The 15,066-nt window shown below is 70.9% G+C and carries 10 protein-coding genes; 8 read left to right on the plus strand and 2 right to left on the minus strand.

Annotation, left to right across the window (positions count from 1 at the left end):
• Nucleotides 1–254: 254 nt before the first annotated feature.
• Nucleotides 255–2,585 carry a phosphoribosylformylglycinamidine synthase subunit PurL gene (gene purL, locus AB3K78_RS00840; protein ID WP_416445322.1) on the minus strand — a complete coding sequence of 777 codons (2,331 nt, stop codon included), beginning with the start codon at nt 2,583–2,585 and terminating at the stop codon, nt 255–257.
• Between the two features lie 142 nt (nt 2,586–2,727).
• On the opposite strand from purL, the gene AB3K78_RS00845 reads away from it, so the two are divergent.
• The 7 genes from AB3K78_RS00845 to AB3K78_RS00875 all read left to right on the plus strand — a co-directional run bounded on the left by AB3K78_RS00845 (nt 2,728) and on the right by AB3K78_RS00875 (nt 13,267).
• Nucleotides 2,728–3,666, plus strand: coding sequence for a hypothetical protein (locus AB3K78_RS00845; RefSeq protein ID WP_416445324.1), 939 nt, complete (start codon nt 2,728–2,730; stop codon nt 3,664–3,666).
• 72 nt (nt 3,667–3,738) lie between these two features.
• Nucleotides 3,739–5,439 (plus strand): deoxyguanosinetriphosphate triphosphohydrolase family protein, encoded by a 1,701-nt coding sequence (locus tag AB3K78_RS00850; protein ID WP_416445326.1) that lies wholly within the window; start codon nt 3,739–3,741, stop codon nt 5,437–5,439.
• 152 nt (nt 5,440–5,591) lie between these two features.
• Nucleotides 5,592–7,574 carry a M1 family aminopeptidase gene (locus tag AB3K78_RS00855; protein ID WP_416445328.1) on the plus strand — a complete coding sequence of 661 codons (1,983 nt, stop codon included), beginning with the start codon at nt 5,592–5,594 and terminating at the stop codon, nt 7,572–7,574.
• Nucleotides 7,535–8,047 carry a hypothetical protein gene (locus tag AB3K78_RS00860; RefSeq protein ID WP_416445330.1) on the plus strand — a complete coding sequence of 171 codons (513 nt, stop codon included), beginning with the start codon at nt 7,535–7,537 and terminating at the stop codon, nt 8,045–8,047. The genes AB3K78_RS00855 and AB3K78_RS00860 overlap by 40 nt, the downstream gene beginning before the upstream one ends.
• Before the next feature lie 396 nt (nt 8,048–8,443).
• Complete coding sequence (locus tag AB3K78_RS00865) at nt 8,444–9,652, plus strand: choice-of-anchor A family protein (RefSeq protein WP_416445332.1); 1,209 nt, start codon at nt 8,444–8,446, stop codon at nt 9,650–9,652.
• Nucleotides 9,649–10,356 (plus strand): InlB B-repeat-containing protein, encoded by a 708-nt coding sequence (locus AB3K78_RS00870; protein WP_416445334.1) that lies wholly within the window; start codon nt 9,649–9,651, stop codon nt 10,354–10,356. Before AB3K78_RS00865 ends, AB3K78_RS00870 begins: the two co-directional genes overlap by 4 nt.
• A gap of 283 nt (nt 10,357–10,639) precedes the next feature.
• Nucleotides 10,640–13,267, plus strand: a complete 2,628-nt coding sequence (locus AB3K78_RS00875; RefSeq protein ID WP_416445336.1) for a LuxR C-terminal-related transcriptional regulator — start codon at nt 10,640–10,642, stop codon at nt 13,265–13,267.
• A gap of 18 nt (nt 13,268–13,285) precedes the next feature.
• Here the strand turns inward: AB3K78_RS00875 and AB3K78_RS00880 are convergent, their stop codons facing one another.
• On the minus strand, nt 13,286–14,233 hold the full coding sequence (locus AB3K78_RS00880) for a diacylglycerol/lipid kinase family protein (RefSeq protein ID WP_416445338.1): 948 nt from the start codon (nt 14,231–14,233) through the stop codon (nt 13,286–13,288).
• A 118-nt stretch (nt 14,234–14,351) separates the two neighbouring features.
• Between AB3K78_RS00880 and AB3K78_RS00885 the strand changes: the two genes are divergently transcribed.
• Nucleotides 14,352–14,978 carry a class II aldolase/adducin family protein gene (locus AB3K78_RS00885; RefSeq protein WP_416445340.1) on the plus strand — a complete coding sequence of 209 codons (627 nt, stop codon included), beginning with the start codon at nt 14,352–14,354 and terminating at the stop codon, nt 14,976–14,978.
• Nucleotides 14,979–15,066: the final 88 nt, after the last annotated feature.

Raw genomic sequence — 15,066 nt, forward strand, 5'->3', positions numbered from 1 at the left:
TCTCGAAACCGGGGCCCTTCCCCGAAACCGGGCCTGCTCCTCGAACCCGGGCCTGCTCCCCGAAACCTGGCCCGTTCCTCGAACCCGGGCCCGTTCCCCGAAACCAAGCCCACTCCTCGGTATCGGGCCCGGTCCTCGACACGGGATCCGCGAGCCCGGAGTACACACACCCCGGGAGCGAGTGGACCCCGCACACGCGAAGGGCGCCGGCACGGTATCCCGTGCCGGCGCCCTCAGCGCCATGCGATCGAGTGCTACGCGCCGACGACCGGGCCGAAGCGCTCGGGCAGCGTCGCCTGCGAGGCGGCGCGCAGCTCGGCGAGCGGCAGCTCGAAGCGGTCCTGGATCTCGATGGAGGCCTCGTCGCCCGCGCGGTCGGTCACGCCGATGCGCAGCACGGGGAAGCCGCGTCCCTCGCAGAGCCCGCGGAACTTGACCTCCTCCTCGTGCGGAACGGCGACGAGCACGCGCGCCTGCGACTCCGAGAACAGCGCGGCGGTCGCGTCGACGCCGTCGCGCGAGATGATCTCGTCGATCCAGACGCGTGCGCCGACGCCGAAGCGCAGGGCACCGTCGGTGAGCGCCTGGGCGAGGCCGCCCTCGGACAGATCGACCGCGGCCGACAGCAGGCCGCCCTGCGCCGCCGCGTGCAGCAGCTCGGCGAGGGCGCGCTCGTCGTCGAGCACCGCGATCGGCGGGCGCCCGCCGAGGTGCTGGTGCACGGTCTCGGCCCAGGCCGAGCCGTCGAGCTCGTCGCGGGTGGTGCCGAGCAGGTAGAGGTGCTCGCCCTGATCCTGCCAGCCGCTCGGGATGCGGCGGGCGACGTCGTCGATGATGCCGAGCACGCCGACCACGGGGGTCGGGTGGATCGGGGTGTCGCCCGTCTGGTTGTAGAGCGAGACGTTGCCGCCGGTGACGGGGACCTCGAGCGCGAGGCATGCGTCGGAGAGGCCCTCGACGGACTGCGAGAACTGCCACATGACCTCGGGGTTCTCGGGGCTGCCGAAGTTCAGGCAGTCGGTGACCGCGGTGGGCACCGCGCCCGAGGTGGCGACGTTGCGGTACGCCTCGGCGAGGGCGAGCTGCGAGCCCACGTAGGGGTCGAGCTGGCAGTAGCGGCCGTTCGCGTCGGTCGCGATGGCGACGCCCAGGCCGCTCTCCTCGTCGACGCGGATCATGCCGGCGCCGTCGGGGAACGAGAGCGCGGTGTTGCCGAGCACGTACTTGTCGTACTGGTTGGTGATCCAGTCGACGGATGCCTGGTTGGGGGACCCGGCGATCGCGACCATCTGGGCGCGGAGGTCCTCGCCTGCGGCCGAACGAGTGAGGCCGGCAGCGGTGACCGAGTCGGCCTGCAGGGCGTCGATCCAGCTCGGGTAGGAGACGGGGCGCTCGTAGACCGGGCCGTCGACCGCGACGGTGGAGGGATCCACGTTGACGATCTCCTCGCCGCGCCAGTTGATGACCAGTCGGCCGGTGTCGGTGACCTCGCCGAGGACGCTCGTCTCGACGTCCCACTTCTTCGTGACCTCGAGGAACGCGTCGAGCTTGTCGGGGTGCACGACCGCCATCATGCGCTCCTGGCTCTCCGACATGAGGATCTCCTCGGCCGTGAGCGACGGGTCGCGCAGCAGCACGCTGTCGAGCTCGATGAACATGCCGCCGTCGCCGTTGGCCGCGAGCTCCGAGGTGGCACAGGAGATACCGGCTGCGCCGAGATCCTGAATGCCCTCGACGAGCTCGCCGCGGAACAGCTCGAGGCAGCACTCGATGAGCACCTTCTCGGCGAAGGGATCGCCGACCTGCACGGCGGGCCGCTTCGTGGGGCCGCCCTCGCTGAAGCTGTCGGACGCGAGGATCGACGCGCCGCCGATGCCGTCGCCGCCCGTGCGGGCGCCGAAGAGCACGACCTTGTTGCCGGCACCCGAGGCGTTCGCGAGGTGGAGGTCCTCGTGGCGGAGCACGCCGACGCCGAGCGCGTTGACGAGCGGGTTCGCCTGGTAGACGCCGTCGAAGACGGTCTCGCCGCCGAGGTTCGGGAGGCCGAGGCAGTTCGCGTAGGAGGAGATGCCCGAGACCACGCCGTGCACGACGCGCGCGGTGTCGGGATCGTCGATCGCACCGAAACGGAGCTGATCCATGACGGCGACGGGGCGCGCACCCATCGAGATGATGTCGCGGATGATGCCGCCGACGCCGGTCGCAGCGCCCTGGAACGGCTCGATGTAGGAGGGGTGGTTGTGGCTCTCGACCTTGAAGGTCACGGCCCAGCCCTCGCCGATGTCGATGACGCCCGCGTTCTCGCCCATGCCGACGAGCAGGCGCTCGCGCATCTTGTCGTTGACCTTCTTGCCGAACTGGCGGAGGTAGATCTTCGAGGACTTGTACGAGCAGTGCTCGGACCACATGACCGAGTACATGGCGAGCTCGCCCGAGGTGGGGCGGCGGCCGAGGATCTTGCGGATCTGCTCGTACTCGTCGGCCTTGAGCCCGAGCGCCTCGAACGGCTGCTCCTTGTCGGGGGTCGCGATCGCGTCCGCGACGGTGTCGGGCGCGGGGATCGAGGCTGCGGTGGTGTCGGTCACGCTCGTGTGCTCCGAAGGGTCGATGGCGGGGCCCGGGCACGGAGGACCGGGCGGCTCGGCGAGCCGGAGGCCGATCCCAGTCTACGCGGCTCGGGGCACTCGCATGTTGGCGCTCGCATGCATCTCGGGGGAGACTGTGTGCATGAGCACCCCCACTCCGCAGAACCAGCCCAACGGTCAGGCGCCGCAAGCGCCGCAGCCGATCGCAGAAGCGCACGCGACCGTGCCGCACGGCCAGGCGGCCGGGCGTCCCGCCCGCAAGCTGTCGACCTTCCTGAAGGTCAGCATCATCCTGCTCGCCGTGCTGTCGGTCGCCTCCATCGGGCTGCTCTTCATCGGCGACTTCGAGGGCCGGTTCGAACGCGTGTTCTCGACCTTCGTGCTCTTCGCGGTGTTCGTCGGCCTCACGGCGCTCGACACCCGCCGCGATCTGAAGTCCGACTGGTACGCGCCGGTCGCGCTCATCGCCAACGCCTACATCCTCGGCCTGCTCCTCATCGTCATCTGGATCTCCAGCTACGACCGGTACTGGCTCGTCTGGGACATCTTCTGGAAGTCGATCGTGGTGATCGGCGTCACGCGCGCGGTGCTCGGCTGCTGCCAGCTGCTCCTGGGTCTCGGCCGCGGCCGCCCCGAGACGCTCAACCGCTTCGCCTTCATCACGAGCGTGTTCGCCGTGCTCTCGGGCATCCTCTTCACCGCGCCGATCGCGATCGACTCCTTCGGCGTCGTCGTGCCCGAGCTGTACTGGAAGATCGCCGTCGCGACCCTGATCCTCACCGCGCTCGGGCTCGCCATCACGCTCCTCCTCCGCTGGTCCTACTCGGCGGGCGACCGCGAGGCGGCGCGCGCGGCTCGGGCCGCGCAGGCCGAGGCCTACGCGGCCGCACAGGCGCAGCAGGCCCAGGCGTTCGCCGGACAGCCCGGTGCGCTCCCGGTGCCGCCCGCCGCTCCGGTCCAGCCGTCCGCACCGCAGCCGAACGCGCAGGGTCTGCTGCCCTGGCCGACGTTCCCCGACGGGCGCCCGCTGCCGATGGGCCCCGACGGGCAGCCCGATTTCTCTGCGCTGAACGGGCGCTGACCCGCCCCTGCGCTCCGTGAGAGGGGCCGGGCCGTTCGTACGGCCCGGCCCCTCTCGTGCTTGAATACCGGCATGAACGAAGCAGTCGAGGCCGAGGCGGTATCCGCGCCGAGCGGAGCCCGCACGGGCAGGATCGACGCCGCCCGCGAGGCGCGCGAGCACCCTGAGATCGAGACCTCGCAGCACCGCCCCGAAACCCGAGGCGCGGCCGGTGCGTCGAGCGACGCGGCGGTGGAAGCCGAAGCGGAGCCGGTGCTCGCCCTGCGTCCCGAACCCGTCGAGTTCCGCGTCGACCTCGAACGGATCCGCTTCTCCTCTTACTTCGCACGGCTCTCCGCCGTCACGCAGGTCGTCCCCCAGAGCGGCGTCGGGCCCGTGATGCACAATCGGCTCACCCACTCGCTCAAGGTGAGCGCGGTCGCGCGCGTCATCGCCGGCCGCCTCGCCGGCCAGCAAGCCCGGCACGAGGCCCACGTGGCGGGTGCCGCGGTCGCCGACGATCCGACGGGTGCCGTCATCGCGCGCCTCGGCGGATGCGACACGATCGTCGCCCAGGCTGCGGCCCACGCCCACGACCTCGGACATCCGCCCTTCGGCCACCTCGGGGAGCGCGTGCTCGACCGCGTCGCCCGCGAACGCCTCGGCCTGCCCGAGGGCTTCGAGGGCAACGCGCAGACCTTCCGGATCCTCACCCGCCTCGACACGCTCGGCCGCGACTTCTCGGGACTCAATCTCACCGCCGCCGTGCGCGCGGCGGTGCTCAAGTACCCCTGGACCCGGGCCAGATGGATCGGAGTCACCGCCGAGGAGCTGCCGCTCGACGAACGCCCCCGCGGCGTCGGCGGGGACCCCGTGAACGGGGCGGAGAAGTTCTCGGCCTACGGGATGGACGCCCCCGAGATGGAGTCCGCGCTCGCCGCGTTCCCCGCCATCGCGCCGGGACTGCAGACGATCGAGTGCAGCGTCATGGACCTGGCGGACGACATCGCCTACGCGATCCACGATCTCGACGACTTCGCGCGCGCCGGAGTGCTGCAGCAGGCGGCGGTCTCGGGAGAGTTCCGAGCCTGGCTCGCCGAGTCGGAGGATCTGGCTCGGGTGTCGAGCACCGAGCTGCGCGCCGAATGGCGGCGGCCGGGGAACTCCCTCGAACTGCTCTGGCGGCGCCTGACCCGCAAGGACGACTGGATCGCGGAGCGCGAGACGTTCCGGGACGCGGTGGTGCGGGTCGGCAGCGAACTCCGCGACGAGCTGCTCGCCGCGCCCTACGATGGCGGGATCGAGAGCGAGCGCGCCGTCTCCCGCTTCACGCGGCGCTGGATCGAGCACCTGCGCAGCTCGATCGTCGTCGAGGAGTTCCCGCACCTGCGCGGCGGGCACATCAGGCTCGAGCAGGCCGCGTGGCACGAGGTCGCGATCCTCAAGTTCGTGCATCAGCGCTTCGTGCTGGAACGCCCCGAGCACGCGCTGGCGCAGCGCGGCATGGGGCGGGTCGTGTCGGACCTGGTGCTCGGCTTCGACGAGTGGCTCGACGACCACGAGATCGCCGACCGCGCCCCACGCCGCCTCATCGAATGGGTGGACGAGTCGACCGAGAGCCTGTTCGAGCTGCGCGCGCAGCGGCCCGAGCTGCTGACGGGCGACACGAGCGATGCCGGCCTGCGGCGGCAGGGACGCTCCCGCGCGGTGCTCGACTACGTCTCCTCGTTCACCGACCAGCAGGCCGCCGCGACGCACGACTCGATGACGGGGGCGGGCCCGGCGATCGCGTGATCCGGTTCCTTGCGCAACCCTTGTCTGGGAATCCGCTGTCAAGTACGGTGAGACACGTGGCTCCGGGGGAGCCCTTACTCTCGACACACCTCGACTTCGTCGATCCGCGCCTGGGCAGAGCTGCCCGCCCGGACGACGGAAAGGCGCGATCAATGAAGCTCACCGTACCCACGCGCGCTCGCCGCACCGCCCTCGCAGGCGTCGCGGCGGCCGCACTCACCGCGCTCGCGGTGTCCGCACCGATCGGGCTCCCCGCGGCGCAGGCCGACGCGGCGCCGATCGACGGCGCCCCGAGCATCGGCGATTCGCTGTTCGCGGGCATCGGCAACGGCGGCTACGACGTCACCCACTACGACGTGAAGCTGCGATACCAACTCGACGACACGATCTCGGCGACCACCACGATCACCGCGACCGCGGCGGTGCCGCTCAAGTCGTTCACCCTCGACTTCGAGGGACTGAACGTCGATTCCGTGAAGGTGAACGGGGCCGATGCGGGGTTCACGCGCAGCTCCGATCCGAGTGCGACCTCGTACAAGCTGAAGGTCAGTCCCACGACTCCGCTGCCCGCCGGCGAGTTCACGGTGGCCGTCGCCTATTCGGGTACGCCCTCGACGCACACCGATCCCGACGGGTCGAAGGAGGGCTGGGTCAAGACCTCCGACGGCGCGACCGCGCTCGGTCAGCCGGTCGGCACGATGGCCTGGATCCCGAGCAACAACACCCCCGCCGACAAGGCGAGTTACGACCTCGCGTTCACGATTCCCACCCAGATCGGCGGCGTCGACGCCGCGGCGGTCAGCAACGGCGAGCTCGTTTCGAAGACCCCGGTCAACGGCGGCGCCGAGACGACCTGGACCTGGAAGCAGGAACGGCCGATGTCGACCATGGCCACCATGGTCTCGATCGGGAAGTACCTCTCCTACGAATCCCAGATCACGCTGGACAGCGGACGGACGATCCCCGAGTGGAGCTTCGTAGACCCGACGGTCACCGCGCCGCGGCAGGCGACGATCCAGACCCTCCGCGCGAAGATCCCCGCGATCCTGAACTTCCTCGAATCGAAGTACGGGCCCTACCCGGGCGGGAGCACCGGCGTCGTCGTCGATGTGACGACCCTCGGCTACGCGCTCGAGACGCAGGACCGACCCTACTTCGAACGGTGGATCGATGAAAGCACACTGGTGCACGAGCTCGCGCACCAGTGGTTCGGCGACGCGATCAGTCCCGCCGACTGGAACAGCATCTGGCTGAGCGAGGGCATGGCGAGCTACTCCGAGTACATGTGGGATGAGCACAACGGCGGAGACAGCACGCTCGACTCGACCTACGCGGAATGGGAGAAGGTCGCTGCCGGCGACGGCTTCTGGCAGATTCCGCCCGGCGCCATGGAGGACCCGGGCGACCTCTTCGGAGACCAGGTCTACAACCGGGGATCGATGACCTACGAGGCGCTTCGGCAGACCATCACCCCGCCCGTCTTCGCCGAGCTGCTGAAGCAGTGGAACGCGCGCAACACCGGCACGAGCAGGACGACGGCGGACTTCCACGCGCTCGCCGAGGAGGTCTCGGGCAAGGACCTCGACGCCTTCTTCCAGGACTGGATCTTCGACGCGGACAAGCCGGCATGGCCCGCGACCTGGAGCCTCGCGCTGACGAGCGATCCGGCGGCCGGCCAGATCGCCGCGGGCGACTCGGTCACCTACACCTTCACCGCGAAGAACACGGGCAAGGTCGACCTGACCGGTCGCACCGCGACGGTCGACGTCGCCGCCCTGCTCAAGCGCGGCACCATCGACGCGGCGTCGCTGCCTGCCGGACTCGCGCTCTCGGGCACGACCCTGACCTGGACCGTCCCCGAGACCGCCGCGGGCGCCGACGCGACCGTCGCGTTCACCGGCAAGCTGAAGCCGACCGCGCACGGCGTCAGCATCCCCGTCACCGCGAAGTCCGACTCGCTCGGATTCACCTGCACCGCGTGCACCGTGACCCACACGACGCCGGCGCTGCCGAAGATCACCGAGGCGGATCTGACCGACGGGAACCGGGGCGGTGTCGAGGCCCCGGCGACCGCGAAGCCGGGGAGACCATCACCGTGCGGCTGGGCACCGCCGACTACGACGCCGAGCCCGTGACCGGCACGCTGTTCTCCGACCCCGTCGTGCTCGGGTCCCCGACCGTGAGCGACGGCTCGATCGAACTGACGATCCCCGCGAACGCCGAGATCCGTGCGCACAAGCTCGCGATCACGAGCGACACCGGAGTGCTCATCGGCTGGGCCCCCATCACCGTCGAGACGACCGTCGATGGCGGGGCAACCGCGGGTGCGGACGGCTCCAGCGCGGCGGGCGGGGCGACCGCGGGCGCGGACGGCACCGGTACGAGCGCGGCCGGCGGAGCGACCGCGGGCGCGGAGGGCACCGGTGCGAACGGCACCGCGGGCTCCGACGGTTCCGGCCTGCCCACGACCGGCGGGGCAGCGCTGACCCCGATCCTCATCGCAGGCGGCGCGGTGATCCTGCTCGGTGCGATCGTGCTCGCGTTCGCCGCGGCCCGCCGCCGCAGGAACGCCGAGAGCGGCACGGACGGCGGTGAGGACGCCTCCTGACCGGCACCGACCGACCTCCGAGGGCGCGCACCCGGTGAACGCAGCGGCGTTCACCGGGTGCGCGCCCTCGTTTTCGGCCCCGGAACGCCGGGGGTAGGGTTTTCCGGCTGCGGGGGTAGTTTTTCTTTCTACGCCTGTATATCCGCGGATCGGTGTCTATAGGCTGTGCACTCGACGGAGCTCCACGGGGAAGAGCTCCGCACTCGGGAAGCAGACCGCCGCACGGCGCTCTCCACGCCGAAATCGATGCTGTCCTGACAGCGGTTCCTGGGGGAACCTCAGGACGGCACGTTTCGCGCTGCCTGTGGGCAGCGGCTCGAGTCCTCGGATCCGTGATCCTGTCATCGGTTTCCGCATGCCCCTCGACATCCAGATGTGAGAGGAACACGTCACCGAATGAGAATTCGCAAACTGATCGCCGGCGCGCTCGGTGCGCTGGTCGTGGCCGGCGGTATCGCCCTGCCGAGCACCGCTGCGACCGCGGCACCGCAGCCGGCTCCGAGCGTGAACGCGGGCGCCGCGTCCGCCAAGGTCTGCGTGCCCACCGCCGGTGTCGGCGTGGTGCACCCGCAGTTCCCGGTCAAGCCGCAGCCCGTCGATGAGAACGTCAGCGTCTACGTGGGCGGCGACTTCACGCGCACCCGCGGTGCCGAGCTCGAAGGCCAGCTCGTGGTCAACGGCAACGCGCTGATCCAGGGCAACGGCATCTACAACCTCGGCACCGTCGGAGCCGGATCCGGCATCGTGCCGGTCGAAGGGTCGAACGCGCTGCGCGTCGGCGGCGACCTCACGATCGAAGCCGGCGGCAAGATCCTGTTCGGCACGCAGACCACCGCGGGTCTCCCCGGGCGGGTGAACGCCCGCATCGGCGGATCCCTGGCCGATGCGAAGCTGCTCGAGAACCAGGATCCGGCGAACCAGGTCTCGACCGGAATCGGCCGCACGAGCGCGCTCGGCTCGCCCACGTTCTCGGACTGGCCCGACAACGGCTTCTCGATCCTCCGCGACATGGCGGATCGCAATTTCACCGGCACGCCCGGCACCTTCGCGGTCAGCGGAGGCGTCGTCACGCTCGACGGCGCGGCAGGGGCTTCGCGGCACGTGTTCGAGATCCCCGCGTCCGAACTGATGGGCAGCCTGGCGCTGAACCTCGGGGCGAACATCGCGGCGACCGACCCGGTGATCGTGAAGGTCACCGGCGCCGCGGCGACGCTCGACCTCGTCGACGTCCAGGCCGGCGGAGTCCAGGTGCCGATGGGCGACACGCGCTTCGGCCAGATGGCATCGCAGATCCTCTGGACCTTTCCCGAGGCGAAGACCGTGGACATCAAGGGCGGACAGGTTCCCGGATCCGTCGTCGTCCCGACCCCCGGGTCGAGCACGACCGTCGCCGCGGGCGGCGTCAACGGCCGTTACTGGGTCGCCGGGAACCTCACGCAGAACTACGGCGGATCCGAGTTCCACGCGTTCCCCTTCATCGGGGAGCCGGACATGACCTGCGGCGAACCCCGGTCCCGTCGACCACCACGACCGCGACGCCGATCGCGCCCGAGGTCGTGCAGGCGACGTGCGATGTCGATGGCACTCTGGTGGATCCGAAGGTGACGCTCGCGTCGACGAGCGGGATCGACTACTCGCTGTCGAAGACTGCTCCGAAGGCGGGGGATACCGTCACGGTGACCGCGACGGCGAAGGACGGCTACGTCTTCCCGAAGTCGGTCGAGGGGTGGACGGTCGCCGCTGACGGGAAGTCGGCGACGAAGTCGCTGAAGCTCGACGAGGTCGGTTGCAAGAAGCCGGTCGGGTCGGACACGGTCGTGACGCCGATCGCGCCCGAGGTCGTGCAGGCGACGTGCGACGTCGACGGCTCCGTCGTGGACCCGAAGGTGACGCTGGCCGAGACCACCGGGATCGACTACACGATCTCGAAGAAGGCCGCGAAGGCCGGCGAGACCGTCACGGTGACGGCGACTGCGAAGGACGGCTACGTCTTCCCGAAGTCGGTCGAGGGGTGGACGGTTGCCGCTGACGGGAAGTCGGCGACGACGATCGTGAAGCTCGACGAGGTCGATTGCACGAAGCCCGTGGAGCCGGTCGATCCCGAGAAGCCGGTGAACCCCGAGAAGCCGGTGAACCCCGAGAAGCCGGTGAACCCGACCCAGCCGAACACCCCCGCGACGCCGGCCCAGCCCGAGGCTGGGGAGCAACTGGCCGAGACGGGCGGATCCTCGATCCTGCCGTTCGTCGGGGTGGGCGCACTGCTGCTCGCCGCCGGCGGGCTGCTGATGGTGCGCCGCCGCGCGAGCTAGCCCGGCGACCATCGCTCGGGGCCCGACGGGATCGACGTCCCCCGCGCTCCGTCCTGGCCCCGGCACCTGCACGGCGGTGAGGCCCCTCCTCCCGCTGCGGATCCCCGTGCGGTTCGATTCCGATCGAATCGCACGGGGATCTTCGTGTATCCGGACCGCGGATCCGTACGGTCAGTGGGGTACGCTCAGCCGCAGGACAGCGATTCTCGATCGCACCGAACGGCCCCGGAGCCCGGGGTCGGAGGGGAGGGCCAGTGGTTCGAAGGCTGAGCGGAGGCCGGGCGTGACCGCGCCGCGCCGCGCGGTCCCCGTGCCCCGGTTCTTCACCGTGGAGCGCGAACGCCTGTTCCCCCGACCTGCCGAGGACGGCGAGCCGGCCCCGCTGACCCTTCTGTGCGCGCCGATGGGCATGGGCAAGACGGTGCTCGCGTCCCAGTGGCTGCGCAGCGGAGCACTCGACGACGTCGAGGTGCACTGGATGAGCTGTCTCGATGCCGACGGGGACGCGGGAGCCCTGTGGCGTTTCATGACGGAGTCCCTGCGACCGGACGCCCCGCTCGGAGAGCGGGCGGGGGATGCGAGGTCCGAGGCCGATGCCGATGCCGGGGACTGGTTCCGCGCGGCCCGGCGGGCGATCGAGCGGCTGGAGCGCCGGGTGATGCTCGTGGTCGACGACTACCAGGAGCTCACCTCGATCCGCACGGACCGGGACCTCTCGCGACTGCTCTCGATGAGTCCGTTCCTACTCGTGACCGTGCTGTCCCGCAGCTTCGCCGGGCTCGACGGGCCGACCGTGCTGAGCGGGTTGACCGCGGTCGAGGTGGACGCCGCACAGCTCCCGTTCTCGCTCGAGGAGACCCGCGAGCTCGCGGCCAGGTACGGGATCGACGACGGCTACGTCGCCCGGCTGCACCACGAGGCCGCGGGGTGGCCGCTCCCGATCCGCCAGGTGCTGCAGCAGGTGGCGGGCGGTGCGACCGAGGGGAGGATCGCGGCGCAGGTGCGGCGTTTCCTCGAAGAGCACGCCGAAGCCCCGATGTCGGAGCTCGGTCTTCGCGTCCTGATGTGGTCCGCCGTCTGCGACCGTATCAGCCTCGAGCTGATGGCCTCGGCCACGGGCGCCGATGCCGGAGCGCTCGACGCCGCGCTGGATGAGCTGAGCCGCCTGGGGGTGATCACGCGGCACTGGTACCCGGAGCGGACGCGGCTCAGATGCCACCCCGGACTCCGCGAGGTGCTGCGCGCACGGGCCGCTCGCGAGACGGCTACGGTCGAGTTCCACGAGCTGCGGTTCCGGCACGCGATGGATCTGAGCGGCGACGACCCGTCGCGGGCGGTCTCCCTGCTGCTCGACCTCGAGGAGTACGGCGATGCGTCCCGGTTGCTCGCCTCGTTCTACCCCGAGGGGATCGGGCCGAACGGAGAGGCACTGGCCCCGCTCCGAGGGGTGCCGCTCGCCCGATTGCGCGAGCACCCCTACCTCATCGGTGCGCACCTCCTGACGGAGATCGGGCAGGGGCGCTGCACGCGGTCGGAGGCCGAAGTGATGCACCGCGCGTTCCTCGAAGCGATCGCGGGACGCGAAGCCGCGGGGGACACCGAGCTGTCGATCCCCACGGGTGCGCTGCGCATCACGGTGGAACGCATGCGCGGCGATGTCGAGGAGGCGCTCCTGCGGGCCAGGGCGCTCGCGCGTCGGATGGAGCATGCTCGGCTCTCGGACGACGAGGCGGGAGCGGCCGGGATCCCGTCGACCGCCGTCCCCGTGATCTATTCGGCAATCGCCATCTCCGCCCTGCTGACGGGCGACGCCGATCTCGCGGAGCGGTGCTTCGCCCGCGCGCTCGAGTCGGCCGAGCGGGTCGGGAGCGGCGCGAAGCAGCATCGGGCGTTGAACGGCCTCGCGTTCGCGGCGGCGGCGAAGGGCGAGACCCGCCGCGCCCGGGGCTACCTCGGCCGCATCGAGTCGCTGGAGCTGGTGCTGGACGAGGCACCGTCGCAGTTCAGCGTCATGAGCGGCGTCTCCGCCCGGCTGATGATCGCGATCGAGGACCGGGACCTGGACACGATCGGACGGCTGCTCGACACGGTCGAGCCGGTGCGGAGTCGGACCTCGGAGTGGTCCTTCTTCGCGATGGCCGAGACGGAGCTGCTCCGGCAGCAGGACGTGCTCGGTGCCGTCGCGCGACTCGATCGGCGCGTGCGCGACGCGGAACGGATCTTCGACACGTCGTCGTTCACGGCGGTCTGGCTCGATGCCTACGCCGTGCGGGTGCTCGCGAAGGCCGGAAACCTCGGTTCCGCCAAGAGCCGCCTCGCCGCGCTCGATCCCCGGCATCCCGCGGTGCTGGTCAGCCGGGCTGCGCTCTCGCTGCTGGAGGAGGATCGGGCGGCGTCCATCGCGACGGCCACCGTGCTCCTCCGCTTGCGGCTGCCCGTCTGGGAGACGATCGCCGGGTATTCGGTTCGCGCGATCTCCCGGTGGGAGGCCGGCGACCGCGAGGCCGGGATCGCCGACTTCACGGCGGCGGCGGAGCTGATCCTCGAACACGAGTCGACGAGCGCGCTCGAGATGGTGCCGTACGAATCGCTGCGTGAGATCGCCGCCGAGACCGTCCGCCGCGGGGGTCCGGACCTCACTGCCGTCGTCACCGCGATTCCCGAGGCGTTGCGGTATCGGCAGTTCGAACCGCTGACCCCGGCGGAACTGCGCACGCTCGAAGCGCTCGGAGCCGGCCCGCGCACCATGGCCGAGGTCGCCGAGGAACTGTTCGTCACGCCCCACACCGTGAAGTTCCACATGCGCAGCGTCTACCGCAAGCTCGGCGCAACCGGCCGGGACGAGGCGCTGCGGCGGGCGCGGCAGATGGGGCTGATTCCGCCGGAGCAAGCGCCCGAGTACCACCTCTGAGGGAGCGGTCCCCGGGGATCAGCGCACCCGCAGCGCAGCCGGCAGGATCGAGGCGTCGAACCCGGAGACCTCGCCGACCTCCTCGCCGTCGATCTCGAAGACCACGGGAGTCTCGAGGTCGACGGAGAGGCGGGCCGCCTGCCGATGGCCCGCGGTCGCGCTGCTCTCGGCGGAGTCCGCGCCCGTGAGCAGCCGCTTCAGCCCGTTGTCCCAGATCAGGTTGCGCATGGTGTCGAGCCATGCGCCGACCCCGTCGGCGCTGAGCAGCAGCAGGTCGAGCCGGCCGTCGGCCGGATCGGCGTCCGGGAGCAGGGTGATCCCGCCCTGGATCGTGCCGCAGTTCGCGACGAGCAGGGTGTGGCCGTGGTGCGGCTCAGCGTCGCCGCCGTCGACTGCGGCGGTGAACTCCCGGACCTCCGACCCGGAGACGGCCCGCCCGAGCGATTCGACGTAGGCGAGCCAGCCGGCACGGTCCTTGAGGTCGTCGTCGGTTTCGGCGATCATCTGGGCGTCGATCCCGAACCCCACCATCACCGCGAAGCCGTGCCGTTCGGTGCTGCCGTCCGGGCGCCGGAGCTCGACGATGCCGAGGTCGAGCGGCGATCCCTCTCCCGTGACGACCCGGGTCAGCGCTGCGGAGCGGTCGCCGAGCGGGATCCCGAGGTTGCGGGCCAGCAGATTGCCGGTGCCGAGCGGCAGGACCCCGAGATCCGGAGCGTCGTCCCGCTCGGCGAGCACCTCGGCGACCTCGCGCACGGTGCCGTCGCCGCCCGCGGCGACGACCGCGGTGCAGCCGGCCTCGATCGCCGCTTCGGCGGCACCGCGACCCGGGTCCTCCGCGCTGGTTTCGAAGAGCCGGAACTCCGGCTGCGAGGCTCCGGGAGCGGACGCCGCTTCGATGGCCGCGCGCAGCTCGGCCTCCTCGATCTTGGTGGGGTTCCAGACGATGCCGATCAGATCGTTCACGATGCTCCTTCGAGGTCGGGGTGACTCCATCTTCTTCGTTCCGAGGCTCGTCCGGCTGACCGAACGCCGCGCGTCTCACGGATAGTCTGAGGGGACCGGACACCACGAGGGGAAGAGCATGGAACGGGACCTGGACGCGCGCGTCGCGGAGCTGATCGAGGTGGGCGCCGACGCGGTGTCCCGCGGGCTGGTGCTCGCGAGCGGGGGCAACCTCTCGGCCCGACTCGACGACGACGCGTTCGTGGTGACCGCGTCGGGCACCTGGCTCGACCGCCTGCGGCCCGAGGACTTCACCGTCATGGGACTCGACGGCGAGGTGCGGGGCGGGCACCCGACCCCGTCGAGCGAGTGGCGACTGCACCAGCGGGCCTACCTCGCCCGCCCTGACGCGGAGTGCACGATCCATCTGCACCCGCAGCACGCGGTGGTGCTCGCGAGTCTCGGCAAGCCGATCCGCCTGCTCACCCTCGACCACGCCTTCTACGTCCGGTCGATCGGCGTGACCCCGTTCTACCCCAACGGATCCGACGAGCTCGCCGATACCGCCGCCGAGCAGCTGCGCTCGCACGACTGCGTGGTGATGCGCCACCACGGGTGCTCGGTCGTCGCGGAGTCGGTGAGCATGGCCTATCGCCGCGCACTGAATCTCGAGGATGCGGCGAAGGCCAGCATTCTCGCGCTGCAGCTCGGCGACACCGACACGGTGTTCCCGCTGGACTCGCTCGGCGGCGTCCACCACGCCTGAGGACCTGCGCCGGGTGACGCGATCGGGAAGGCCCGTTTCCACCTGTTCGAGCGGTCGAACGGTGGAGACGGGCCCTCCCGACGGCGGC

The organism is Leucobacter sp. HNU, from assembly GCF_047946755.1.
In the GTDB taxonomy this organism is placed as follows: Bacteria; Actinomycetota; Actinomycetes; order Actinomycetales; family Microbacteriaceae; genus Leucobacter.

What these genes read in the sequence shown, in the direction of transcription:
- AB3K78_RS00845 (WP_416445324.1), top strand. Translation starts at nt 2,728, where the DNA reads ATGAGCACCCCCACTCCGCAGAACCAGCCCAACGGTCAGGCGCCGCAA.
- AB3K78_RS00855 (WP_416445328.1), top strand. Translation starts at nt 5,592, where the DNA reads ATGAAGCTCACCGTACCCACGCGCGCTCGCCGCACCGCCCTCGCAGGC.
- AB3K78_RS00865 (WP_416445332.1), top strand. Translation starts at nt 8,444, where the DNA reads ATGAGAATTCGCAAACTGATCGCCGGCGCGCTCGGTGCGCTGGTCGTG.
- AB3K78_RS00885 (WP_416445340.1), top strand. Translation starts at nt 14,352, where the DNA reads ATGGAACGGGACCTGGACGCGCGCGTCGCGGAGCTGATCGAGGTGGGC.
- AB3K78_RS00850 (WP_416445326.1), top strand. Translation starts at nt 3,739, where the DNA reads ATGAACGAAGCAGTCGAGGCCGAGGCGGTATCCGCGCCGAGCGGAGCC.